The sequence below is a fragment of the Thermosynechococcus sp. M98_K2018_005 genome, from assembly GCF_015295825.1.
Lineage (GTDB): Bacteria > Cyanobacteriota > Cyanobacteriia > Thermosynechococcales > Thermosynechococcaceae > Thermosynechococcus.
On record NZ_DVEH01000038.1, the window covers coordinates 1 to 22,381 of the forward strand.

Annotated in this window: 21 protein-coding genes; 16 read left to right on the top strand and 5 right to left on the bottom strand. The window is 54.3% G+C overall.

Annotated elements, in window-relative coordinates:
- The first annotated feature begins 232 nt into the window (after positions 1-232).
- Positions 233-907, top strand: a complete 675-nt coding sequence (locus IGQ15_RS04870; RefSeq protein WP_297049192.1) for a DUF475 domain-containing protein — start codon at positions 233-235, stop codon at positions 905-907.
- A gap of 72 nt (positions 908-979) precedes the next feature.
- Here IGQ15_RS04870 and IGQ15_RS04875 read toward each other — a convergent pair whose 3' ends face one another.
- Positions 980-1,492, bottom strand: coding sequence for a cofactor assembly of complex C subunit B (locus IGQ15_RS04875; RefSeq protein ID WP_297049158.1), 513 nt, complete (start codon positions 1,490-1,492; stop codon positions 980-982).
- A 193-nt stretch (positions 1,493-1,685) separates the two neighbouring features.
- On the opposite strand from IGQ15_RS04875, the gene IGQ15_RS04880 reads away from it, so the two are divergent.
- Complete coding sequence (locus IGQ15_RS04880; RefSeq protein WP_363315790.1) at positions 1,686-3,053, top strand: sugar transferase; 1,368 nt, start codon at positions 1,686-1,688, stop codon at positions 3,051-3,053.
- On the opposite strand, the gene IGQ15_RS04885 is transcribed toward IGQ15_RS04880, so the two are convergent.
- The gene (locus IGQ15_RS04885) at positions 3,006-5,621 is read right to left on the bottom strand and encodes an EAL domain-containing protein (protein ID WP_297049162.1); all 2,616 of its coding nucleotides are present in this window, start codon (positions 5,619-5,621) and stop codon (positions 3,006-3,008) included. The genes IGQ15_RS04880 and IGQ15_RS04885 overlap by 48 nt on opposite strands.
- A 94-nt stretch (positions 5,622-5,715) precedes the next feature.
- Here IGQ15_RS04885 and IGQ15_RS04890 point away from each other — a divergent pair, with 94 nt between their 5' ends.
- From IGQ15_RS04890 to hisG, 4 genes are all read left to right on the top strand, one after another.
- Positions 5,716-7,209 (top strand): pitrilysin family protein, encoded by a 1,494-nt coding sequence (locus IGQ15_RS04890; protein WP_297049164.1) that lies wholly within the window; start codon positions 5,716-5,718, stop codon positions 7,207-7,209.
- Positions 7,210-7,404: 195 nt separating this feature from the next.
- Positions 7,405-8,352 (top strand): DnaJ domain-containing protein, encoded by a 948-nt coding sequence (locus tag IGQ15_RS04895; protein ID WP_297049166.1) that lies wholly within the window; start codon positions 7,405-7,407, stop codon positions 8,350-8,352.
- Positions 8,353-8,358: 6 nt separating this feature from the next.
- Positions 8,359-9,585 carry an ATP phosphoribosyltransferase regulatory subunit gene (locus IGQ15_RS04900; protein ID WP_297049167.1) on the top strand — a complete coding sequence of 409 codons (1,227 nt, stop codon included), beginning with the start codon at positions 8,359-8,361 and terminating at the stop codon, positions 9,583-9,585.
- Between the two features lie 3 nt (positions 9,586-9,588).
- On the top strand, positions 9,589-10,224 hold the full coding sequence (gene hisG, locus IGQ15_RS04905) for an ATP phosphoribosyltransferase (protein WP_297049169.1): 636 nt from the start codon (positions 9,589-9,591) through the stop codon (positions 10,222-10,224).
- Here the strand turns inward: hisG and btpA are convergent.
- Positions 10,204-11,115, bottom strand: a complete 912-nt coding sequence (gene btpA, locus IGQ15_RS04910) for a photosystem I biogenesis protein BtpA (protein WP_297049170.1) — start codon at positions 11,113-11,115, stop codon at positions 10,204-10,206. The genes hisG and btpA overlap by 21 nt on opposite strands.
- 69 nt (positions 11,116-11,184) lie before the next feature.
- On the opposite strand from btpA, the gene folK reads away from it, so the two are divergent.
- On the top strand, positions 11,185-11,766 hold the full coding sequence (gene folK / locus IGQ15_RS04915) for a 2-amino-4-hydroxy-6-hydroxymethyldihydropteridine diphosphokinase (RefSeq protein ID WP_297049172.1): 582 nt from the start codon (positions 11,185-11,187) through the stop codon (positions 11,764-11,766).
- On the opposite strand, the gene tadA is transcribed toward folK, so the two are convergent.
- A complete protein-coding gene (gene tadA / locus IGQ15_RS04920) occupies positions 11,687-12,181 on the bottom strand; it encodes a tRNA adenosine(34) deaminase TadA (protein ID WP_297049173.1) in 495 nt (164 codons plus the stop codon). The genes folK and tadA overlap by 80 nt on opposite strands.
- An 82-nt stretch (positions 12,182-12,263) precedes the next feature.
- On the opposite strand from tadA, the gene IGQ15_RS04925 reads away from it, so the two are divergent.
- Positions 12,264-12,401, top strand: a complete 138-nt coding sequence (locus IGQ15_RS04925) for a photosystem II reaction center protein K (protein ID WP_099799777.1) — start codon at positions 12,264-12,266, stop codon at positions 12,399-12,401.
- Positions 12,402-12,486: 85 nt separating this feature from the next.
- A complete protein-coding gene (locus IGQ15_RS04930) occupies positions 12,487-13,239 on the top strand; it encodes a YebC/PmpR family DNA-binding transcriptional regulator (protein ID WP_297049175.1) in 753 nt (250 codons plus the stop codon).
- Between the two features lie 275 nt (positions 13,240-13,514).
- Here the strand turns inward: IGQ15_RS04930 and recJ are convergent, their stop codons facing one another.
- Positions 13,515-15,761, bottom strand: a complete 2,247-nt coding sequence (recJ, locus tag IGQ15_RS04935; RefSeq protein WP_297049177.1) for a single-stranded-DNA-specific exonuclease RecJ — start codon at positions 15,759-15,761, stop codon at positions 13,515-13,517.
- On the opposite strand from recJ, the gene IGQ15_RS04940 reads away from it, so the two are divergent.
- From IGQ15_RS04940 to IGQ15_RS04970, 7 genes are all read left to right on the top strand, one after another.
- Positions 15,760-16,356 carry a hypothetical protein gene (locus IGQ15_RS04940; RefSeq protein ID WP_297049179.1) on the top strand — a complete coding sequence of 199 codons (597 nt, stop codon included), beginning with the start codon at positions 15,760-15,762 and terminating at the stop codon, positions 16,354-16,356. The two genes, recJ and IGQ15_RS04940, sit on opposite strands and share 2 nt — an antisense overlap.
- A gap of 12 nt (positions 16,357-16,368) precedes the next feature.
- Complete coding sequence (locus tag IGQ15_RS04945) at positions 16,369-17,385, top strand: o-succinylbenzoate synthase (RefSeq protein WP_297049181.1); 1,017 nt, start codon at positions 16,369-16,371, stop codon at positions 17,383-17,385.
- Positions 17,382-18,695, top strand: a complete 1,314-nt coding sequence (locus IGQ15_RS04950) for a nicotinate phosphoribosyltransferase (protein ID WP_297049183.1) — start codon at positions 17,382-17,384, stop codon at positions 18,693-18,695. Before IGQ15_RS04945 ends, IGQ15_RS04950 begins: the two co-directional genes overlap by 4 nt.
- Positions 18,692-19,252: a nicotinate-nucleotide adenylyltransferase gene (locus IGQ15_RS04955; RefSeq protein ID WP_297049185.1), complete on the top strand. Its 561-nt coding sequence runs from the start codon at positions 18,692-18,694 to the stop codon at positions 19,250-19,252. The genes IGQ15_RS04950 and IGQ15_RS04955 overlap by 4 nt, the downstream gene beginning before the upstream one ends.
- Positions 19,249-19,959, top strand: coding sequence for an NUDIX domain-containing protein (locus IGQ15_RS04960; RefSeq protein WP_297049187.1), 711 nt, complete (start codon positions 19,249-19,251; stop codon positions 19,957-19,959). The genes IGQ15_RS04955 and IGQ15_RS04960 overlap by 4 nt, the downstream gene beginning before the upstream one ends.
- Before the next feature lie 25 nt (positions 19,960-19,984).
- Complete coding sequence (locus tag IGQ15_RS04965) at positions 19,985-21,694, top strand: NAD+ synthase (protein ID WP_363315791.1); 1,710 nt, start codon at positions 19,985-19,987, stop codon at positions 21,692-21,694.
- 35 nt (positions 21,695-21,729) lie between these two features.
- Positions 21,730-22,381, top strand: a 652-nt coding sequence (locus tag IGQ15_RS04970; RefSeq protein WP_297049191.1) for a hypothetical protein, incomplete at its 3' end; no start/stop codon positions are given.

Sequence of the window (22,381 nt, forward strand, 5' to 3'; positions counted from 1 at the left end):
ATAAATTTTGCGAGAACCAACAATGCACAAGGTCAAGGAAATCAGATCGAGCTTTCCTGTGGATTTTAAGGTGTTGTTAATGAGTCCCATGGTAGAGCAATCTTTGTCAAGGTCAATTACAGTTCTGAGTTAATTCTAGTGATTGAGTGTTCTGTCCTTAGGAAAAGGCTGTACCGCTACTGTGCGACGATAAATATAAGCAGCCAAAAATTTGGAGAACTTCCCTCATCCGATGATTGATGAACTCTTGGAACTCTCGCCCAACTGGGGACTGGATACCCTGTTGTTACTTGTGGTGCTGTTGGCACTGGAAGCAGTTCTCTCAGCGGACAATGCGATCGCCCTGGCAGCTTTGGTACGAGGCATCGAAGACTTAGATGAACAGCGGCAGGCACTTAATCTGGGACTGGCCATTTCCTATGTTTTTCGGATTGGGCTAATCCTCACAGCCACGTGGGTCTTAAAATTCTGGCAGTTTGAGTTGGCGGGGGCACTCTATCTGCTGTGGTTATCGGCAAAGTACTTTTTCTTTACGACCGAGCCAGAACAAGAACACGAGCGGGTGATTCGCTCTTTTTGGCAGGCAGTCCCCCTACTGGCCTTGGCGGATTTGGCCTTTTCCCTCGACAGCGTAACAACGGCGATCGCCCTCTCGGATGAGCGTTGGCTAGTATTACTCGGCGGCACCATTGGCGTGATTATGCTGCGCTTCATGGCGGAGCTATTTATCCGTTGGCTGAAAGAATTTCCTCGGCTTGAGGATGCGGGCTATTTCACGGTGACGCTGGTGGGTCTGCGGCTGCTCATTCGCGTGATTAATCCACAACTGGTACCCTCAGACTGGGTGATGATTAGCCTGATTGCCCTTTGCTTTACGTGGGGCTTTTCCAAGCGGAAGGTGGAGTAGACTCTAGTGTTGTATATAGTACGCGATGATATATAGCTGTGTTTATGCCCTTTACCTGAGAAAGTGGCCTACTCAAGACCCCAACACCGTGTCCTCGAAAGTAATTAGTTCATCGCGGTGTCCCTGCAGGGTGACTTGGGTACCGATCGCATGGGGCTGCAAAGAGAGTTTGACGGTTTCGAGCCGCTGGGCACCTCGCCAATAGAACCAAGGGGCAAGGGGGGTTAGACCAATGAGGCCAAAGGCCAAGATGCCGCGATCGGGAAAGAGGACGCTCAACACAAGGCCGATCGCTGTAGCGCTAGAGACGGCAAGGCCAAAAAGCAATGCGGCCAAAAAGGGACTAGCGGTAACATTTCCCTGAAACGTCACTTCACTGCCATCGGCACTGACGGTATGCAGGCGGTAGCCCCGCTGCTGGAAATACTGCTTGAGGCGGGGAGCAAGTTCAGCAATGGGCTGGGCAATGAGCCATTCTTTGGTTTCAATGCGTTCTTTGGTGGAGGCACGAATAAAAAACACAAATCCGACGGCCAAGAGACTCGTTAGTAGGAGGGTTGAAGGATAAATTAAATCGCTGGACATGTTGAGAAGGTCTGAACGGATGGGCTTGCTACCCTCATTGTCGAGGATTTATTGGGGTCTGCAAAGAGATATTGCACGGCGATCGCCCCTTGGGGTTCTGCGGAATACTAAACCCTAGCGATAGTGATTTTGCTGCTCCATGATGCGGTCTCCCACTTCTCCCCGCGATATTCGGGCACCCCGCTGCCGTCGGATGTGGTTACGCTCAGAAACGGCCTTGGCCCTGCTGCTGTTGACCAGTGACCTCGTGGGGTTGGTGTTGGCTTGGAAGTTGGGATTACAACTCAATCGCTTCTATGCGCCGTTGCCCCCTGATTTGGCAGCGTGGTACTGGCTGGGATTGCCCAGTGTCTTTTGGCTCTTTGCAACTGGTCTATTGTTTTTGATTGCTGTGAATGGGCTGTATCACCCGCGCGGCCATTGGAAAAATTACCTGCGCCTCGCTAAGGTGCTGAGCTTGGGCTATTTGTTGGCACTAGCGATCGCCTACTTCTATGATCCCAAGGTAGATTTACCTCGCTCGCTGTTTTTTAGTGCTTGGGGTCTGAGTGTGGTCTTCGCTGTGATCTTGCGCTTAGCCGTGAGTCTGGCGTTCAAAATTTGCACTCTACGGCAACCGATTCGCGCTTTTCTGATGGCGCCCCCAGAGCGGCAGGAGTATCTCAGCAGCCTACTAGAGCAACGCTCCAACTATAAGATTGTCGGCAGGGCGATCGCGACCATGGCCAATGAACCGGAAACCTTGACCGAGATTCTCAACTGTCAAGCCCAAGAGGTGATTGTAGAAGGCCTCCCCCCAGCCCATCTTGCTTCAGCACTCTATTGGCAACTACGCCAACATGGCATTGCCCTACGGTTGATCCCCTCCAGCTTGGAAATGCTTTACCGACGGGGCACCCCGGAAATTGTGGCGTCTTTGCCCACCCTGCGGGTAGATATGACGTATCTGAATGGTTGGGAGTATCGGCTGAAGCGCTATTTGGACGTGATTTTGGCGCTCTTTGGTATCGTGGTGCTGGCACCCCTCTTTATTGTGGTGGCGATCGCCATCAAACTCACCTCCCCAGGGCCTGTCTTTTTCCGCCAAGAGCGGGTGGGACTCCACGGCCAAGTCTTTCAGATGTTGAAATTTCGCACCATGCGAGCCGATGCCCCGCAACTTCAAGCCCAATTGGAAGCACAAAATGAATCCGCCGATGGCATTCTCTTCAAGGTAAAAAACGACCCCCGCCGCACGCACCTCGGTAGTTTCCTGCGCAAGACCAGCATTGATGAACTGCCCCAACTGTTTAATGTCCTTTGGGGAGACATGAGCTTAGTGGGGCCGCGTCCGTTACCCCTGCGGGATGTTGCCCGTTTTCATTCTTGGCACCATATTCGCCATCAAGTAATGCCCGGTATTACCGGGCTGTGGCAAATTTCTGGCCGCTCTCAAATTGGCAATTTTGATGAAGCCGCCCGCCTTGACCTTTACTACATCGATAACTGGTCTCTGAATCTGGATTTGGAAATTCTAGTGGAGACCGTGCGCATCGTGCTCTTTGGTAGTGGGGCGTATTAAATGCGGTAATGATTGACTGGCAAATAATTGTTCCACCTGTTGAGCCGAGAGGGGGCGGGCAAAGAAATAACCTTGGCCATAGTGACAGCCAAGGGCTTGGAGTACACGATATTGTTGACGGGTTTCGATGCCCTCCGCCACTACCTTCAGCCGCAAAGAATGCGCCAGCATGAGAATCGTGTGCACGATTGTCGCCGAAGATTCCTCACTATTGAGGGCGGAAATAAACGTGCGATCAATTTTTAGTGTGTCGATGGGAAAGCGGTGCAAATAACTCAAGGAAGAATACCCCGTACCAAAATCGTCCATATACAGGCCAATGCCCATAGCACGAATTTGCTCAAGGGTGGCGATCGCAACCTCCTTGTTGTCAATCAAGATGCCCTCGGTTACCTCAAGGCGTAGTCGCTCAGCAGGAAATCTTGTTTCTGACAAAATTGATCTTAAGTTGAGTAGCAGATCCGCTTGCTGGAAATGACGACCGCTGAGGTTGACACTAATGCTTAAACCGCGACTGCGGGGAAATACTTTTGCCCAGCGTTGCATTTGCCGACAGGCTTCTGCCATCACCCACCAACTAATGGGTAGGATTAGACCCGTTTCTTCGGCTACAGTCATGAATTCAGCGGGGGAGACGATTCCCCGTTCGGGATGTTGCCAGCGCAGCAGCGTTTCAAAGCCGACAATATTGAGCGTTGACAGATCGATAATCGGTTGATAGTACACCAAAAATTCGCCACGCTCTGCCGCCCGTCGCAGATCAGTTTCAATTTGCATCAGGGCAATGCTCTGGGCACGCATCGCCATACTAAAGACTTCATAGCGAGCCTTGCCCAGGGATTTGGCGCGATACATGGCGGTATCCGCATCGCGCAATAAGTCCTCAGCCGTTTTGCTTTCCTCACTGGGGAAGGCAATGCCAATACTGGCACTGGTAAAGACGTCATGCCCCTCAAGGCGAAAAGGACGGCTCAGAGCCACTAGCACTCGTTCCGCTACTTGAATCGCTTGGGCGGGAGTCGTTAACTCCTCCAAGAGAATGGCAAATTCATCACCACCAAGGCGGGCGAGCGTGTCCTCCCCGCGGGTACAGGCCCTCAGTCGCTGGCCAATGCCAATCAGGAGTTGATCCCCAGCTAAGTGCCCCAAGCTATCGTTGATCACCTTAAAGCGATCCACATCTAAAAACAGCACGGCAAACAGGGAGTGGGGACGCCGCACCCGACGGGTAATGGCTTGACTCAAGCGATCCATAAAGAGCACCCGGTTGGGTAGCCCCGTCATGGCATCGTGGAGTGCATCATGGAGAATCTGCTCCTGAATCAAGTGGTACTGTGTAACGTCGGTCATCGAACCAGCCATGCGGTAGGGCTGCCCCTTCTCATCCCGCAGGGCTTTGCCCCGCGATCGCATCCAGCGGTAACTACCATCGGCGTGCCTAATCCGAAACTCACACTCAAAATGGGGACGGGTACCGAGGAGATGCTCCTTCATGCACTGGCGCAACCGCTCTAGGTCATCGGAGTGGACACGTTGCCACCATTCCTCGATGGTTGGTTTTAGGGTACCGGGGGTTTCGCCAATGAGTAGTTCCCAGCGGGGAGAGTAGTACATCGAACCATCGCTAATCTGCCAATCCCAAAGGCCATCATTGGCGCCTTCAGCCGCCAGAGCATAGCGTTCCTCACTAATACGCAGGGCCAGTTCGGAACGTTTGCGCTCAGTAATATCAGTAATGTAGCAGCGAATTAATTGGCTCTCCCGCAGCAGATGGATCGTTACTTCGTAGGTGCGATCGCCAACGTTGATTTCTTCAACAGAAAATCGCTTTTCCTGCAACGACCAGCTTTTGAGGCGCGATAGCAACGGATGTTGCACATCTGGTTCCGCCAGATCGGGAAATTCCTGAATCGCCGCTGGATTGAGGTAGGTGAGTTGGCCATTGGGAGCCAGTTCAATAATCGGATAGGGGCTTAGCTCCGGAAAGGAGGACAACCGCAGCAGTTGCAGTTCCGTCATCTCGTCGGACATCTGAGTGCCGATGAAAGCATCCCCCAAGGAAGCTACCTCCTGATCTGAAATAGAGGAGGATTCTAGGACACGGGTGTAGCGGTCGAACCCTGAGTCCGAAAGGTTAGCGATCGCGTGGTAGCGGGCACGCACATCACCCCCAAAGACAATCAAATCCTTATGCTGGAGAATGTGGGAGTGGCAGGGTCTGCCATTGACCGTCAGACCATTGACACTGCGCTTCCCTTGCAAATCGCCATCAATGAGGCGAAAGAAAAAGTTACCGCTGTTGGGATCCAAAACCCGTAGCAAGACGGCATGCTGGCGGGAAATCATGGGTGACTTGAGAACAATCGTATTACTGGGATGTCGCCCAATCGTATAGGTGCTGGCTTCCAAGGGAATTGTACGCCGACCCTCTTGATCCTCAACAACGAGGAGATGGCGCCACTTCTTCGGCGGATCAGACTTCACATCAATGGCCTCGGCAAATTGTCGTGAGGGAAGGGTTTTTACTAGAAACTTCTCAATCAAACCGATATTGATAAAGAGAGTCATTTTTTATTCTAGGACGTGAGATTTTATCCTGTTTACAAAAAATTTACGAGGATGATATCCCCCTGAGATATCCCATAATTTAGAAAAGGGCTGTATGTTGGCTTCATCCAATCGGATTATTTTTATTCTTTTTCTCTCGATGGCTGTCTGGCTCCAAAGACGCCGTCCATTGGGGCGATCGCTTTGCCTTGGATTCGTAGCTGCTCTCCTGCTATGTTTGATCCCGCCCCCTTTGGCGGCAGCCATGACCCCCAAGCACTACACTGAGCTGACATTTCCTCCCTTACCGCAGATTCAGATACCGGCCTATGAACGTCGTCAGTTGGCCAATGGGATGGTGATCTATCTCCTAGAGGATCACGAATGGCCCTTGGTGCGAGGCACCTTAATCTTTCGGGCAGGTAGTCGTTGGGATCCGCCGGCTCAGGTGGGTTTGGCAGAAGTCAGTGGCGATCTGATTCGCACGGGTGGCACCCAAGTTCATCATGCTGCTGAAATTGACCAATGGCTTGAGGATCGAGCAGCAGCCATTGAATCGGGTGTCGGCAAAAGTTTGGGATGGATTAATTTCAACAGCCTCAAGGAACACAGTGAAGCGGTTCTAAGCCAACTGGCAGAGATGCTTCAAGCGCCAGCAGTAGAACCAGAGCGATTTGAACTGGCGATTCGGCGCCGACAGGGGATCATTCAACGCCGCGATGATCAACCCAATGGCCAAGCAGAACGGGAATTTTACAAGCTGATCTACGGTGCCGAGAGTCCCTATGCCCGCACCCAAGAGTTAGAGACCCTTGCCAAGATCACGCCAACAGATGTGCAGCAGTTTTACCGCAGGTACCTCGCTCCTTCCCGCTGTATTTTGGGCTTGGTGGGCGACTTTGATGCCTCGCAAATGGGCGATCGCCTTGAAGCAATTTTTGGCTCATGGCAGGATCCTCCGAACTTACCGCCCCTGCCCCCTGTACCGACTGTAACCGTGGATACCTCGCCCACAACAGTCGTAATTGAGCGCCCCCATCTCTCCCAAAGCTACATCTATACCGGCCAATTGGGGGGCACCCTCAAGGATGCGGACGTGTTTAACCTCTATGTCCTCAATGGGGTTCTCAATGGCTTTGGCGGGCGCCTCTTCAATGAACTGCGATCGCGCCAAGGCTTGGCCTACAGTGTCTATGCCGCTTGGAGTCCGGAATTTGACTATCCGGGGGTATTTTATGGCGTCGGCCAAACGCAAACAGAAACCACAGCCAAGTTTCTCAACGCCCTACGGCAAGAAATTGAACGACTGCAACGGGAACCTGTTAGCGCGGCAGAACTGAATTATGCCAAGGACAGCATTCTCAACTCTTTTGTTTTCAATTTTCGCGATCCCCTGCAAATTCTCAATCGTCTCCTGCGCTACGAATACTACGATTTGCCCAAGGATTTTATCTTCCGCTATCAGCAAGCTGTCAAAGCAGCAACAGCGGCGGATCTGCAACGGGTGGCACAAACCCGCTTAAAGCCAGAACACTGGCGTACCCTGATTGTGGGCGATCGCGTCCCCTGCTTTACGACAAATTGCCAGCAACGACAACACCAATCCTAAGGGCACGATGAGCTTTCGCATTCAGAATATTGCCCGGGTGCGCCAAATCAAGCAATCATCGTTAGACTAGCGATACAGACCTTTTCCAAAACATTTCGATACCCCCATACCCCCAGAAACCAGTGAGTGTGTCACCAACCCCCTCTATCAGCAGATATAATTTAATGATGTTCTGCCCCTGCGGTTTCACTGACTATGCCCTTCGAGATCAATCACGGCCTGGGTCGCTTTAACTCCAAACGGGATTTCCATGCTGCCCTAGGCATGCCCCTGTCGGCAGCACCCGGGGAAATTCGCAAGCGGTATCTCAAAATTGCCAAGACACTGCACCCCGACAGCCGTGATGATGAATCGGACAAAAAAATGGCCAGTGATTTGCTCTCCAAATTTGTGAATCCTGCCTATGAGGTGCTTTCCCAAGAAAAAGAGCGGGAAGAATACCAAGTCATTTTGCGCTTGCTCGAAAAGCAACTCCTAACGGCCAATATTGTGCCAACGCCCACCTTTGATTTGGCACAGGAAGTCTTTAAGGCGGCCAATGTTGAAGAGGCCTATCAAAAGGCCATCGATGCCCTTGCCCAAGATCAATACAAAGACTTAAACAATGTCCTGAAAATCAGCGAACAAATTAGCGAACTGAATTTGATTTACCTGTGGCGATCGGCAGGCGGCAAGACAACCGCAGCCGCACCCACCGTTGCTACGCCTGCCGCTGCACCCAAATCAGATGAAACCCAAGTGCCTGCCACACCAGCAGCCACCACAGGGACGACGCCACCAACAGAGGCTGCCAAAACAGAGCAATTTACAGAGCAATACTTCCGGCGGGCAGAGGAACTCTTTAATAAAGGCATTTATCTAGAAGCCATTAAAGAATTGAAGGATGCCCTGAAAATTGACCCCCGCAGTGCCCGCTGCAATGCTCTACTGGGCAAGGTGTATCTGCAACAAGGCTCCCTCAGTATGGCCAAGATTCACTTTAATCAAGCCCTGAAGCTGAATCCTCAAGAGGTGATAGCCATACAGGGACTTGAAGCAATTAGCAAGAGGGAGCGCAAAGCCCAGCAACAGCAAAAAAATACTGAGCCGCCAAAACCGGAGAAAAAGAAATCCTCCTTCTTTGGTCTTTTTGGGAAAAAATAATTCACTATGGTGTATCAACCTGCCTGTGGTGCCCGCGATATTTTGCCCCTTGATGTGGCACGGCAACGGTGGCTAGAGCAGCGCTTGGAGCGCGTCTTTCAAAGCTGGGGCTACCAAGAAATTATCACACCCACCATCGAGACCCTAGCAACCCTCACAGCGGGGGGCACGGTTCATCCCGAGACGGTCATTCAAGTGCAGGGGAATAGTGATGAACCCTTGGGATTGCGGCCAGAATTAACGGCTTCAATCGCTCGTGCCGCCGTAACTCGCATGGCAGGCAGGCAACTGCCCCAACGGCTCTATTACAAAACCAATGTCTTTCGGCGGACAACCGTGGCAGAGTTGGGCAACCAGCAGGAATTTTTCCAAGCGGGAGTGGAGCTACTGGGGGCAACGGGTTTAGCGGCGGATGCAGAAATTCTCTGGCTGGTGCAGGAGTGCCTTGGGGCGCTAGCGGTTGAGGGAGCCTATCTCTTGGTGGGGGATGCCCACCTGACGCAACAGTTGCTCAGTCCCTTTCCAGCGGAACTGCAAAAAACCGTGCGCCAATGCTTGGCCAATTTAGACCGCGTGAGTTTGCAGGCTCTTCCTGCCCCTTGGCGCGATCGCGCCCTTGCCCTCTTTGATCTACGGGGTACCCCGAAGGAAGTGGGGGAGCGTTTGGCGCAGTGGTCTGACGTGGCAGGGGTGGTCGATCGCTTTGGGGAACTGCAACAGTTGTTGGACTTGGTGGCCGAGTCTTTGGCAATTACCCTTGATCTCAGCCTTGTGCAATCCTTTGATTACTACACGGGGATTATCTTTGAGGTCTTGATTCCCACGGAAACAGAGCTGCGGTTGGTGGCTCAAGGGGGGCGCTATGATCAACTGCTCAGTATCTATCATCCCGACGGTGCCACGGTGCCGGGGATTGGTTTTGTCTTTAATGTCGAGGCGCTCTTGCAGGCGATCGCCATTCCCCCAGCCGCCCTCTTAGCTCCCCGTAGTCAATGGCTTGTGGTTCCCCGCACAACCAGCGCCCTTGCCGCCGCCCTACACCATGCCCAAACCCTACGCTTGGACGGCTCGACCCGGGTGGAGTTGGCACTCCTTGATCTGACGCCAGAGCAAATCCGCGCCTATGCCCGCGATCGCCAGATTCCCTATATTGCTTGGATTGAGAGTGATGCGCCACCGCAGATCGAAGCCCTCAGTGATGGAGCAACCTATTTACAGATTCAGAGTGTCTAGGCCATGCTAACGATCGCCCTACCCAAAGGTGCCCTCCTCAAAGACAGTATTACCTACTTCCAACGGGTGGGTTTAAATTTTGCGGCCCTCCTCGAGCCGGGAAATCGCCAACTTCAGGTGCTTTCTCAGGATGGCCGTGCCCGCGCCCTTTTGGTACGTGCCCAAGATGTTCCGGTTTATGTGCAGTATGGTCAAGCGCAGTTGGGCATTGTGGGCTACGATGTGCTGCGGGAAAAAAATCCCCACGTAGCCAAGCTAGCGGATCTCGGTTTTGGTCAGTGTCGGCTGTCGGTGGCCGTCAAAGCCTCTAGCCCCTACCGCAGTGCCCGCGATTTGCCCCCCCATTGCCGCGTCGCCTCAAAGTTTGTCCGCTGTGCCGATGCCTTTTTCCAGCAGTTGGATTTGCCTGTAGATATCGTGCCTCTCTATGGTTCGGTAGAATTGGGGCCGATTACAGGTATGGCAGAGGCGATTGTGGATTTGGTGTCAACGGGGCGCACCCTCAAGGAAAATGGCCTTGTGGAGTTAGAGCAAATTTTTAGCAGTACAGCCTACTTGATTGCCCATCCCCGCAGCTATCGCCTCAACCTCAATGGTCTTGGAAACTACGTTCCGCAGTTAATAGGGGCGATCGCCTGATGACTTTTGGCCATGCACAAACATGGCTGGCAAGGGCTCATTGATCGACCCCCGGCAGTTGCCATTGGCGCGATTGAGTTCCTGAATCTTGTGGTGGGCCCGCTGCCATGCTTCGACAAAACGGCTGACACGAATGGGGTCAATGGGTTGTTCAATCTGGCCATTGCGCTTCAGAGAACTGGCAACAATGACGCCGTTGACGTAGGGTACTAATTGCTCCACATTGTCCCAAGAGGCACCACTGCCAATAAAGAGAGGTTGTCCCTTGGCTGCACTGGCGGCGACGGATAAATCTTCCTCAGTGGGCGGATGTCCCGTTGCCCAACCGGAGAGAATCACCCCATCGGCGAGTCCCCGTTCAAAGGTGTCCCGTACTGCAGTGGCAAGGTTTGGACTGTGGAGGGGTTGGGCGTGCTTCACCATCACATCGGCAAAAATTTTGATGTCTTGCCCCAGTTCACGGCGGTAGCGTAGGAGTTGATGGGCTTGGCCTTCAATAATGCCTTGATCCGTAGCCATTACCCCGGTGAACACATTGACGCGGATAAATTGTGCCCCGGTACAGGCCGCGATCGCCAGACCACTAAAGGCATCATTGCGCAGCACATTCAGGCCAATGGGCAGTGCCACCAGATTCTTTAGCCGCTGCACCACCAAAGTCATGGCACTGACGACGGCGGCATCCACCCGATCTTTGGTGAAGGGGGCATCAAAGAAATTCTCAACAATAATGGCATTGGCTCCCCCTGAGGCGAGGGCTGTGGCTTCCTGTTCTGCGCGGTCAATAACCGCCTTCAGGCTCCCCCCCCAACGGGCGGAGGTGGGTAAGGGAAGGAGGTGGACAACACCAATGACTGGGGTTGCAGTGTGAAAGAGAGTCCGGAGATCCACAACGATTTCGGCGATAGGTGAACAGTGCAGGTATAACAGGAGGAGTGGCAGGCACTCTATACAGGCACAATGGTAGAATGCACTGACTTAAGTATATCCCCGTCTGACCCCTCCCTCGTGGCGATCGCCCTCGGCAGCAACCTTGGTGAGCCATTGCCGCAACTGCGCTCAGCCGTCCAAGTGCTTGCCCAAACGCCGGGGATCCATGTCTTAGCCTGCTCGCCCTGGTATCGTACCGCCCCCGTAGGCCCCCCCCAACCGGACTACTGGAATGGTTGTCTTATTGCCCGGACGCAACTTTCCCCTTGGGCACTCCTGAAAAGGCTTCAGGCGATCGAAGCGCAATTTGGTCGCCAACGGCAAGAGTATTGGGGAGCACGCACCCTTGATCTGGATCTGCTGCTCTATGGCGATTGCGTCATGACCACCGCCGAACTCACCCTGCCCCATCCCCGGTTAGCCGAGCGCCCCTTTGTCCTTGTGCCCCTTGCGGCGATCGCCCCCCACTGGCGACATCCCCTACTGGGTGAAGCCATCCAAACCCTACGGGAGCGAGTGGGGGATGCGGGCATTATTGCCGTTCTTTCTGACGATGCTGGCGAAACCACCTTTGCAACTGTCGCCGACAGGCCGCCGCCTGAACCCCGCTAATGACCTGAATTCGGTGGAACACCGCTGGGCTTTGGGGAAGTTGCAGCACTGAATCAATTGCCCCAGCTTTTGGATCGGTTGTCCCATAGATGAGGGTGTGAATGCGGGCTTGGACAATGGCACCGGCACACATCGGGCAGGGTTCTAGGGTCACGTAGAGGCGGCAGCCCGTTAAATACCACGTGCCTAGACGTTGCCCCGCGCGGCGGAGGGCAATGATTTCCGCATGGGCAGTGGGGTCATGATCTCGCTGGCGGCGATTTTCCCCCGTGGCAATGAGTTCATTCTCCGCACTGACAATCACCGCGCCTACGGGCACTTCATCGGCAGCGCCTGCCTGTTCTGCGAGGGCGATCGCCTGTTGCATCCAAAAGTCATGCTGGTCTGTTTCTGGTAAAGGGAGAATGTCTGGCATGGCGATCCCGTTGCCGCAGCGGCTATGGTACTATTTTTTCAGTTCTCTTGCGATCGCTGAATTCTTTTAGGAAAACACCATGATTGATGCTTTGGTTTTGGTTGCTAAACTCCCGGAAGCCTACGCCATTTTTGATCCCCTCGTGGATGTGCTGCCGGTGATTCCTGTGCTCTTTTTGGCCTTGGCCTTTGTTTGGCAAGCCGCTGTTGGTTTCCGTTAAAAATAGCTTCGATCAAAATAACCCTGTTGACTTGCCCCGTTGGTTTCAGCGGGGTTCTTCTTGACTGTTGACATGTACTTTCCCTATGGCAGGTCACAGTAAGTGGGCAAACATTAAACGGCAAAAGGCGCGGGTGGATGCCCAAAAGGGCAAAATCTTTGCGCGGCTATCGCGAGCGATGATTATTGCGGCGCGGCATGGGGGAGGGGATCCAGCGGGCAACTTTCAACTGCGCAGCGCCATTGAGAAGGCCAAAGCCGCAGGGATTCCCAGTGAAAACATTGAGCGGGCGATCGCCAAGGGCACCGGCACCCTCGACAGTGATGCTCCCCTAGAGGAAATTCGCTACGAAGGTTATGGGCCGGGGGGTGTGGCCTTTTTGATTGAGGCCCTCACGGATAATCGCAATCGCACGGCAGCGGATCTGCGCGCTGCCTTTAATAAACAGGGGGGCAACCTCGGGGAAACCGGCTGTGTGGGCTGGATGTTTGAGCAGTGGGGCATTGTTACTGTTACCGCCCCTACAAACGAGGAAGCCTTCCTTGAGGCACTACTGGTGGCAGATGTCGAAACCTATGAGATCCTAGAGGGGGTGGCCGAAGTGCGCTGTCCCGTCCCTGCCCTGGAAACCGTCAGCGAAACCCTGAAAGAACACGGCTATACTGTTCTCGACACCGAAAGTCGTTGGATTCCAATGAATACCGTAGAAATCACCGATGAACAGACGGCGCAGCGCGTCCTTAAGCTCATGGATGCCCTCGAAAATCTCGATGATATTCAAAGTGTGGCCACCAACGTCACGATGAGCGATGCCCTCATGGAGGCGATGTACGTCTAGGCATCCGTGGTTTTACGGAATCTGAGGGAGAATTTCTTCTTTCTTAAGGTTGGCAAAGTTGAGTGAAAACACGGTAGGCCGCCAAAGGCAGCCGTGGGAGGATAAGAGTACGGTTGCAGGCATTGCACCGAGGCACGTTGTGTGTACCCAGATTGAGGCTCTCCTCAGGGCGATTGCTCCTCTTCTCTCGATCAACGTTGATGACCCGTGTGTTTCCCCTGTCGGCTCGTGTGTGTTCCTCAGGTTCCCTGTTGAAAAAAAGTTGTAGCCAGTTTTTAGTATGTTTCCTGAAGCGCTTGGAGAGGGGCGGCAGCAAAATAGCGACGACGGAAATTCTCCTCGGCGATCGCTGCTGTGAAAGTCTCTAAGGCTACCGCCGTATGGGGGGAAGACTTTACTTCGGGTGGCCACTCACACTTAAACTCTTCTCCACTTTGAATAACCTTAACTCCCAGTGTCTCCAGCACATTGAGGGCATAGTTCAGAGTGACCGCTTCAATGCCAAGGTGTTCCCGCAGCTCCTCTCGTTGTAAACATGTTCCCTGTTGATTGGCCTGTTGGCACAGCGTCAGGAATTCCTGCCAGACCTTTAGGGCGTCCTGCTCTGGGGGGGGAGAGTAGGCCAAAATCAAGGGTTGCTGTTCCCTTTTCGCTCGCTGAATCCATTGGCGCCAGCTTTCCCGTGATGTCGGGCAAGTTTCGACGCGCAGGCCCTTGACGCTTGCCTCGCGGGGGCGATCGCGATAATCCATAAGGGACTGAAAAGATGCTGCTTGGATCACATTGGTTGCACTGGGTCGCAGCTCTTTAATGACGGCTGATAGGCACTTTTGCCACTGCTCTAGCTCAATCACCAGATCACAGCGTCCCTTGGGACAATCCCCCACTTGATGATCCCACCACTTGGCAGGAAAGGTGTGCTGGCGATCGCGGAGCACCATCGAGACGTATTTTCTTGTGTTCTGATTCTCCCTGTTATTGTTATCCCTGAGGTCAGTGAGTTCCACATTGCGCACCAGCAATCGCGGCTGGGGATGGTGGGTGGTGTCGAAGGGGGCAAGCACCTCTAGTTCCTTGAGCAATCGCTCATTGAGTTGATCCAGGGTCACTTCCAAGTCAATCCTCAAGGGTTGGGGTGTGGCGCTAGCGGTGCCTTCTTTTTGTGCCAAGAATTGGTTAAGGGCTGCTTCCAAAAGGGGAATATGTGCCACCTTCAGCCGAAAGCCCGCTGCATAGGGATGTCCCCCAAATCCCTCAAATAAGTGCCGTTGGCTGTGGAGTGCCTCATAGAGATCCACAAAGCCATCAGACCGCGCTGAGCCTGCTGCCATGCCCGTTTCTGGATTGGTCTGAAGCAAAATGGCGGGGCGGCCATAGGTTTTGACAATCTCGTTTGCCACTAGCCCCAAAAGACTCAAGGGCCAACTGTCATCGGTAAGGAGAATCACCCGCGATGCTGAGAGATCCAACTGAGCCACTTTCGCATGGGCCATCTTCGCAATCTCTTTTTGCCGTCGCTGCCGTTCTGCATTCACTTTTTCAATGTGCTTTGCCAACTGCTGTGCTTGGCGCGAATCTTGGGTGGTCAAGAGCGTAATCAGCGATCGCACATCCCCTTGGATATGACTTACCGCATTGAGGCGGGGTGCGACGGTAAAACTAATCTCCCGTTGCTGGACCGTGCCTTTGGACGCCTCCTTCAAAAGGGCATCAATACCAGGTCGGAGGGTCTGACGCTGTCCGAGTTGTTCTAGGCCGCGCTGGGCAAGATAGCGGCACTCTCCGCGCAATTCAACCAAATCCGCAATCAGGCCAATGGCCACCAGATCAAGGAGATTCTCTAGGGCATACCCCTGGGTTTTCTCTGGCCAAGTTGCATAGACGGCTTCCAAAAATTTGTAGGCGACGCCAACCCCCGATAAATGACGCAGGGGATGCTCCCAAGGCAACTGCCGAGGATTGATCAGCGCCACAGCCCCCAAGGGAGCGGGTTCAAGGGTGTGGTGATCGGTAACAATCACATCCATCCCCAACTGACGGGCAAAGGCAATTTCAGTACCATTGGTACAGCCCGTATCACAGGTAATGATCAGAGAAACTCCTTTTTGCTGCAGGCCCTCAAGGCCATGGCACGAGAGACCATGGGCGTCGTGCTGGCGATTGGGAATATAAAAATCCACCAATTGCGCCCCCAAAAGGGGTTTTAGCCCTTCCCAGAGGACGGTGGTGGCCGTGACCCCATCGGTATCAAAGTCTCCCCAAAGGGCAACCTTTTCCTGTTGATCGAGTGCCCGTTGCAAACGCCCTAGAGCAGCGGGCATTTCTGGAAACGCGAAGGGGGAGGCTGACTCGTAGTAGCGCCAATCTAAGAAAGGGGGCACTTGCCGAAGGGGATCACGATAGCCCCGCTGCCAAAGTAACTGAGCAGTGATAGCGCCCGCATCGGGGTGGAGTTTCTTGACTGCCTCGATGAAGTCTAGGGGGGCAGGATCAGCAGAATAGACTTGCCAAGGACGCTGCATGGCGGTGAGTTTCTCAGGGAAGGCTGCAAAGATTTTCTTTGATCATAGCGATCGCCTGCGCAAGCGGGAGAAATTAGCAAAAAGTTCTGCCGTTCTCTATCCCTACCCAGAGGGTAACGATACAATCAGGACAGCCATTGGGGATATGACAAAGGTGAATCATACGTTTTTAGTTGATGGAGGGCGGTGGCTGCTCAAGGGAACGTGGCTAGAGGCCAATCAAGAACCCATTCCAGTGACGGGGAGGATTCTTGTCTCCTACGGCCAAGATGACTGGTTTTCAATGGCGGCCAAGATCACCTTTCCCGATCAAGTCAAGCCAGAATTAGTGTTGCAGTCGCGGGGAAAGTTGGAACTGGATGAGCAGGTGTTTACCTATGTGCTCCAACATAGCCTCTTGGGTCGGCTGGAGGGGGAGGGCTGGATTACGCCCCACGCGATCGTGCAGCAGTTTATTTTGCTGGGGGATGCCAACCGCTGTACCGGCTTTGAGCACTACTGGCAACTGGACGCCAATCACTACACACTCCTCAGCGGTATTCACAACAGCCATAAGCTCAAACATTTGCTGGAGGCAACCCTCGAGCGGGTTTAGTGGGGGCTAGAGATGCGCTGGCAGTGGCGTATCTACGAGGAACCCCTTCGGGAACCCTTGGCAACGGCACAGGGGGTCTGGCGATCGCGCTCAGGGATTTATCTGCGCCTCGAAGATGAACAGGGCCATGTGGGCTACGGTGAAATTGCCCCTCTCCCCGGCTGGGGCAGCGAAACCCTCAGTGCCGATATTGCCCTGTGTCAGCAATTGCCTTGCCACCTCACCCCAGAGATCATTGCCACAATTCCAGAGGCGTTACCCGCCGCCCAGTTTGGTTTTGCCACGGCATGGCAGAGTGTGGGGCAACTTCCCTATCGGCTACGCCCTTGGCCAATCTGCGCCCTTTTAGGCAGCGGTCGGGCCGCCCTTGAGCAGTGGCAGCAGCCTTGGCAGCAGGGGCACACCACATTCAAGTGGAAAGTCGGTGTCCTGTCCCCAGAGGAAGAGCAAGGGATTCTCAAGGTGTTACTGGCGGCACTGCCCCAGGTCGCAAAATTACGCCTTGATGCCAACGGGGGCTGGGATTTAGCAACCGCAGTGCACTGGCTGACTTGGCTCGATCGCCATGGGAACGGCAAAATTGAGTATGTGGAGCAACCGCTACCCCCTGACCAATGGCAAGCTCTATTGAGGCTGTCTCAGACGGTGACAACCGCGATTGCCCTCGATGAAAGTGTAGTGAGTGCACCTGAATTGCAGCGTTGGTTAGAGCGTGGCTGGCCGGGACTCTTTGTGATTAAGCCAGCGCTGTTTGGCTCTCCAGAACGCTTGAGTATCCTGTTGCGTGAAGGTTTAGAACCGCAGCGGCTGGTCTTTTCCTCTGCCCTCGAAGGGGCGATCGCCCGCACGGCAATTTTTCAGTGCTTTGAAACATGGCAGCCCTGTCGTGCCCTTGGCTTTGGCGTCGAACGCTGGCGATCGGCACTCCTGCTCACCACCTTGGCTGACTATGGGGCAGAATGGCATCGCCTTGACAATTATGGTAAAAGTTACTATAAACAAAACATCCTTTACATCTCAGAGCCATGACGGGTTTCACCTTGGCCGCCAGTGACTACAGTTTGCTGACGGATCTCTACCAACTGACGATGGTGGTCACCTACGCAGGTGAGGATTTGGCTTGGACACCCGCCAGTTTTGAACTGAGTGTGCGGCGACTGCCCCGAGGATATACGTATCTGGTGGCGATGGGGTTGGCTCAGGTACTGGAATACCTACAACGGGTGCAATTTACGCCCCAGCAAATTCATTACTTGAAAGGTCTAGGGGTCTTTGAGCGGGCACCCGCTGCATTCTGGGAGCTATTGAGCCAAAGTCAGTTTCGGGGGGATGTGTGGGCAGTTCCGGAAGGAACGGTTGTGTTTGCCCAAGAACCCCTGCTGCGGATTGAGGCACCCCTCTGGCAAGCCCAGTGGCTAGAGACTTGTCTGCTCAATATCGTGAACTACCAAACCCTTGTGGCCACCCGCGCTTCTCGGCTGCGACAGTTGGTGGGGGCAGAGATTGATCTATTGGAATTTGGTACGCGGCGTGCCTTTAGTCCCCAAGCGTCCCTGTGGGCGGCACGCTCAGCCCTCGCAGCCGGATTTACGGCCACCTCGAATGTCTTAGCAGCACAGCAGTTGGGGGTTTGCCCCACAGGCACAATGGCACATTCCCTCGTGATGGCGATCGCCACCCTTGCCGGTACAGAACAGGATGCCTTTACGGTCTTCTTGCGCTACTACCCCGAAGGGGCGCTCCTGGTGGATACCTATGACACCCTAGCTGCCGTTGCCACCCTTGCCGATCGCCAAGCGGCCGGGGAAATTGTCGTCAAAGCGGTGCGGATTGATTCAGGGGATCTGCTGAGCCTCTCCCAGAAAATTCGTCAACTACTGCCCCAAGCGAAAATCATTGCCAGTGGAGATCTGGATGAGGGGGAAATTCGCCGCCTGCGAGCAGCAGGTGCCTGTATTGATGCCTATGGCATTGGCACGAAGCTAGTAACGGGAGATCCCGTCAATGGTGTCTATAAGCTAGTGGAGATCAATGGTCAGGGGGTGATGAAGATCTCCAGTGGCAAAATGACCCTACCCGGCCGCAAGCAAATTTATCGCCGCCCCAGTGGGGATTGCCTTGCCCTTGCCAGCGAGGAAAATGTTTGGGGCAGACCGCTCCTCGAACTCGTCATGCAGGAAGGGCGCCCCCTCTATTCCCCGGAGTCCTTGGCGACAATTCGCGATCGCCACCGTGCTAGCCTAGCGGAATTGCCCGAGACCCTTCTAGATGTGACCCAGCCCGTAGTTTATTCCCCTGCCCTTGATGCCCTGATTCAACAATTACGCCACCGCCCATGACGATCGCTCTTTTTGGTACCAGTGCTGATCCACCCACTGCCGCCCACGGTGATATTCTCCAGTGGTTGAGCGATCGCTATGATCGCGTTTTGGTGTGGGCAGCCGATAACCCCTTCAAAGGCCAGCAAACCCCCTTGCCCTATCGCCAAGCCATGCTCAATCTCTTGGTGCGCAGCCTCAACCGCCCCAATATCGAACACCGCCCCGAACTCAGCCACCCCTACACCATCCATTCCGTTGAGCAGGTGAAACAACAGTGGCCCCATGAACCCCTCACCCTTGTGGTTGGCAGTGATGTTCTGACTAAGCTGCCCCAGTGGTATCAGGCGGAGCAGCTCCTTAAACAGGTGAAGCTCTTGGTCTTGCAGCGTCCCGGCGTCGTCATTGACCCCGAGGATTGGCAAGCTGTGCGGCAACTGTGTCCCCAGATGGAACTGGCAAACTATCGTGGGCCAGCGGTCTCCTCGACGACCTATCGGCAACAGCGGGATGAACAACAACTCCTGCCAGCGATCGCCCAGTATATTCAGCAGCAAGGACTCTACTCCCAGCCATGAGCGCTTCCCCTTTGCCCCTTGCGGAATTTGTTGTCGGTGTGGATAACGTCATTTTCTCCGTGGATACGGATCAAAATCGCCTCCTCGTGCTCTTGGTGCAGCGACAACAGTTGCCCTTTGCGGGGTATTGGAGTCTCCCCGGTACCCTCGTGCGGCAGGGGGAATCCCTCGAAGCGGCGGCCTATCGCACCCTCGCGGAAAAAATTCGCGTCAGTAACCTCTATCTGGAGCAACTGTACACCTTTGGCGAACCGGCGCGGGATCCCCGCGAGACCACCTATAGCAAGCGCTATCTGTCGGTCAGTTACTTTGCCTTGGTGCGCTTTGCGGATGCTGAACTGATTGCGGCGGGCGAATCTCCAGTGCAGTGGTTTGCCCTAAGTGCCTGTCCAGAACTGGCCTTTGACCACAGCAAAATCTTGGCCTACGGTCATCGCCGCCTCTGCAATAAGCTGGAGTATAGCCCTGTGGCCTTTGATGTGTTGCCTGAGTATTTCACCCTCAATGATCTTTACCAATTTTACAGCACAGTCTTGGGGGCGAACTTTTCTGATTACTCCAACTTCCGCTCACGACTTCTGAAACTCGGCATTTTGCAGGATACGCACCAAAAAGTGATTCGAGGGGCGGGTCGACCGGCAACCCTCTACCGCTTTGATCGCGAAGCCTTTGCGCCGCTCAAGGATAAACCCCTAGTTTTTGTCTAAACTTTTTTGAGGAATTCCTATGGCCGTGCATCTGTGGATTGCGCAACTCAACCCCACCGTCGGCAGTCTCAAAGCCAATGCCCAAGCAATCCTCACCGCAGTCCAAAAAATCCGCAGCCAGCACCCTCTGGATTTGCTGATCACCTCTGAACTCGTCCTCTGTGGCTACCCCCCCAAGGATCTGCTCCTCAACCGCTACTTTGTTGAAGCAACTCAAGCGGAACTGCACCGTCTTGCCGCTGCCTTACCGGCTGATGTGGCGGTTTTAGTGGGCACAGTGCTAGCCAATCCCGCTGCTGGCGTAAAGGGAGAAAAGCCCCTCTTCAATGGCGCGGCGCTGCTCAAGGGGGGACAGGTGCAACAGGTCTTTGCCAAGCAGTTATTGCCCACCTACGATGTCTTTGATGAATGTCGCTATTTTGCCCCCGGCGGTACGGAGAATCTCTTTACCCTGACGACGGCCAGCGATCAGCTCAAAATTGGCGTCACCATCTGTGAAGACCTCTGGAACAATGAGCAGTTTTGGGGAGAGCGGCACTACCAGCGCAATCCCGTGGCTGAATTGGTGGCGCAGGGGGCGGATCTAATTGTGAATCTTTCGGCATCGCCCTACTGTGTTGGCAAACCGAAGCTACGGCAAGCGTTGATTGAACATACGGCTCGGCAGTATGGCTGTCCCTTGATCTATGCCAATCAGGTGGGGGGCAATGATGATTTGATTTTTGATGGCAGCAGCCTAGCGGTGAATCGTCAGGGGCAGATCGTCAGTCAAGCCAAGGGCTTTCGCGAAGATCTCCTGCCTGTGCACTGGGAAAAGGGAGACCTCGAACCAACGGCGATCGCTCCCGCCGCCAGCAGTGAACCTGAGGAAATTTGGCAAGCCTTGGTGCTAGGGGTGCGCGACTACGCTCGCAAATGTGGCTTTCAGCAGGTGGTGATTGGCCTCAGTGGGGGGATTGATTCAGCCTTGGTGGCGGCGATCGCGACGGCAGCCTTGGGCAACCAACAGGTGCTGGGGGTGTTGATGCCCTCTCCCTACAGTTCCGATCACTCGATAACCGATGCCAAGGACTTGGCCGCAAACTTGGGCATTGCCACGCAGGTCTTACCGATTGCGCCCCTGATGCAGACCTACAGTGAGGTGCTGGCGTCTCTATTTGCCGGTACCCCCAGTGGCGTTGCCGAGGAAAATATCCAAGCCCGCATTCGCGGTACGCTGCTGATGGCGATCGCCAACAAGTTTGGCCACTTGCTCATTTCCACCGGCAATAAATCTGAGCTGGCGGTGGGCTATTGCACCCTCTACGGCGATATGAGTGGCGGTCTAGCTGCCATTGCCGATGTACCCAAAACCCGTGTCTATGAACTCTGCCATTGGCTGAATCAGCAGGCCGCTCAAGGCCATCCGATTCCCGAGCTGGCGATCGCAGGGTCCGGGGTGATTCCCCCCCACATTCTCACCAAAGCCCCCAGTGCTGAACTCAAACCCGGCCAAACGGATCAGGATAGCCTGCCGCCCTACGACATTCTCGATGGCATTTTGGCACGGATGATCGATCGCCACCAGTCGGATCACGAGATCGCCGCTGCGGGATATGATCTCGACCTTGTACAGCGGGTGCGCCGCATGGTTCAACGGGCAGAATTCAAACGCCAGCAGGCGGCACCGGGCTTAAAGATTACGGATCGCGCCTTTGGTTCCGGTTGGCGGATGCCAATTGCAGCACAGTGGTAGGCTGAGGATAGCACTCCAAGCAGCGAGGAAAAATCATGGTGGCGGGTTTGATTGGCATCGCCGTAGCTGTGGTTATTTTCGTCCTTGTTCTTTTGTTCGCCAATCCCCAACCCAATCCCGCGATCGCGAAGCCCCTCAAGGAGGTGTTACTCCCCTTGGGTTTTCGGTTTCTTGATACCGCCGATCCGCTTCTGCCAGAAATCAAAGCTACTCTCCGCGCCACCGCCTATGAAGGTGTTCTTGAGCAAGCCTATCGCCGGGGCATTGATGATCTTGTTCTCTGCTGGGTTTCGGATAGCGACAACAATCATCTGGTGGCCATGATTGCCCAGCCCTTCCCCAGTGAGGCGTGGATTTTGCTCCATCTGCCTAGCGCCAAAGGTATAGTTGGCTCCATGGTGCGCAAGATGTTTGATGTGGCTCTGTCGCGATGCCACTTTGTCAAAGTTGAGCCTGAAATTCTCGGAGCCTCCAGTACCGGATTTGAACTCTACACCCAAACCCGCACTGCCCTGCCCACGTTTGAGGCCCAGTTTATCAATGTGCTGCCCCACTGCGGCAATCTGATCCTGCGCTCCAGTGGTCAGAGACTCCTAATTGAGCGACTGTCGTTGAGTCGTCAAGAACCTTGGGATGAGGAAATTCGGCAACTGGTACGGACAACCACCCTCATCCAAAACGCTTTAT

Excerpts from the sequence above, each read along its gene's own strand:
- recJ (WP_297049177.1), bottom strand. The coding sequence starts at position 15,761 with ATGCAGCGTCCTTGGCAAGTCTATTCTGCTGATCCTGCCCCCCTAGAC.
- IGQ15_RS04955 (WP_297049185.1), top strand. The coding sequence starts at position 18,692 with ATGACGATCGCTCTTTTTGGTACCAGTGCTGATCCACCCACTGCCGCC.
- IGQ15_RS04880 (WP_363315790.1), top strand. The coding sequence starts at position 1,686 with ATGTGGTTACGCTCAGAAACGGCCTTGGCCCTGCTGCTGTTGACCAGT.
- IGQ15_RS04895 (WP_297049166.1), top strand. The coding sequence starts at position 7,405 with ATGCCCTTCGAGATCAATCACGGCCTGGGTCGCTTTAACTCCAAACGG.
- IGQ15_RS04940 (WP_297049179.1), top strand. The coding sequence starts at position 15,760 with ATGGCGGTGAGTTTCTCAGGGAAGGCTGCAAAGATTTTCTTTGATCAT.
- IGQ15_RS04930 (WP_297049175.1), top strand. The coding sequence starts at position 12,487 with ATGGCAGGTCACAGTAAGTGGGCAAACATTAAACGGCAAAAGGCGCGG.
- IGQ15_RS04870 (WP_297049192.1), top strand. The coding sequence starts at position 233 with ATGATTGATGAACTCTTGGAACTCTCGCCCAACTGGGGACTGGATACC.
- folK (WP_297049172.1), top strand. The coding sequence starts at position 11,185 with ATGGTAGAATGCACTGACTTAAGTATATCCCCGTCTGACCCCTCCCTC.
- IGQ15_RS04875 (WP_297049158.1), bottom strand. The coding sequence starts at position 1,492 with ATGTCCAGCGATTTAATTTATCCTTCAACCCTCCTACTAACGAGTCTC.
- IGQ15_RS04950 (WP_297049183.1), top strand. The coding sequence starts at position 17,382 with ATGACGGGTTTCACCTTGGCCGCCAGTGACTACAGTTTGCTGACGGAT.
- IGQ15_RS04960 (WP_297049187.1), top strand. The coding sequence starts at position 19,249 with ATGAGCGCTTCCCCTTTGCCCCTTGCGGAATTTGTTGTCGGTGTGGAT.
- IGQ15_RS04900 (WP_297049167.1), top strand. The coding sequence starts at position 8,359 with ATGGTGTATCAACCTGCCTGTGGTGCCCGCGATATTTTGCCCCTTGAT.
- hisG (WP_297049169.1), top strand. The coding sequence starts at position 9,589 with ATGCTAACGATCGCCCTACCCAAAGGTGCCCTCCTCAAAGACAGTATT.
- IGQ15_RS04890 (WP_297049164.1), top strand. The coding sequence starts at position 5,716 with ATGTTGGCTTCATCCAATCGGATTATTTTTATTCTTTTTCTCTCGATG.
- tadA (WP_297049173.1), bottom strand. The coding sequence starts at position 12,181 with ATGCCAGACATTCTCCCTTTACCAGAAACAGACCAGCATGACTTTTGG.
- IGQ15_RS04945 (WP_297049181.1), top strand. The coding sequence starts at position 16,369 with ATGCGCTGGCAGTGGCGTATCTACGAGGAACCCCTTCGGGAACCCTTG.
- IGQ15_RS04885 (WP_297049162.1), bottom strand. The coding sequence starts at position 5,621 with ATGACTCTCTTTATCAATATCGGTTTGATTGAGAAGTTTCTAGTAAAA.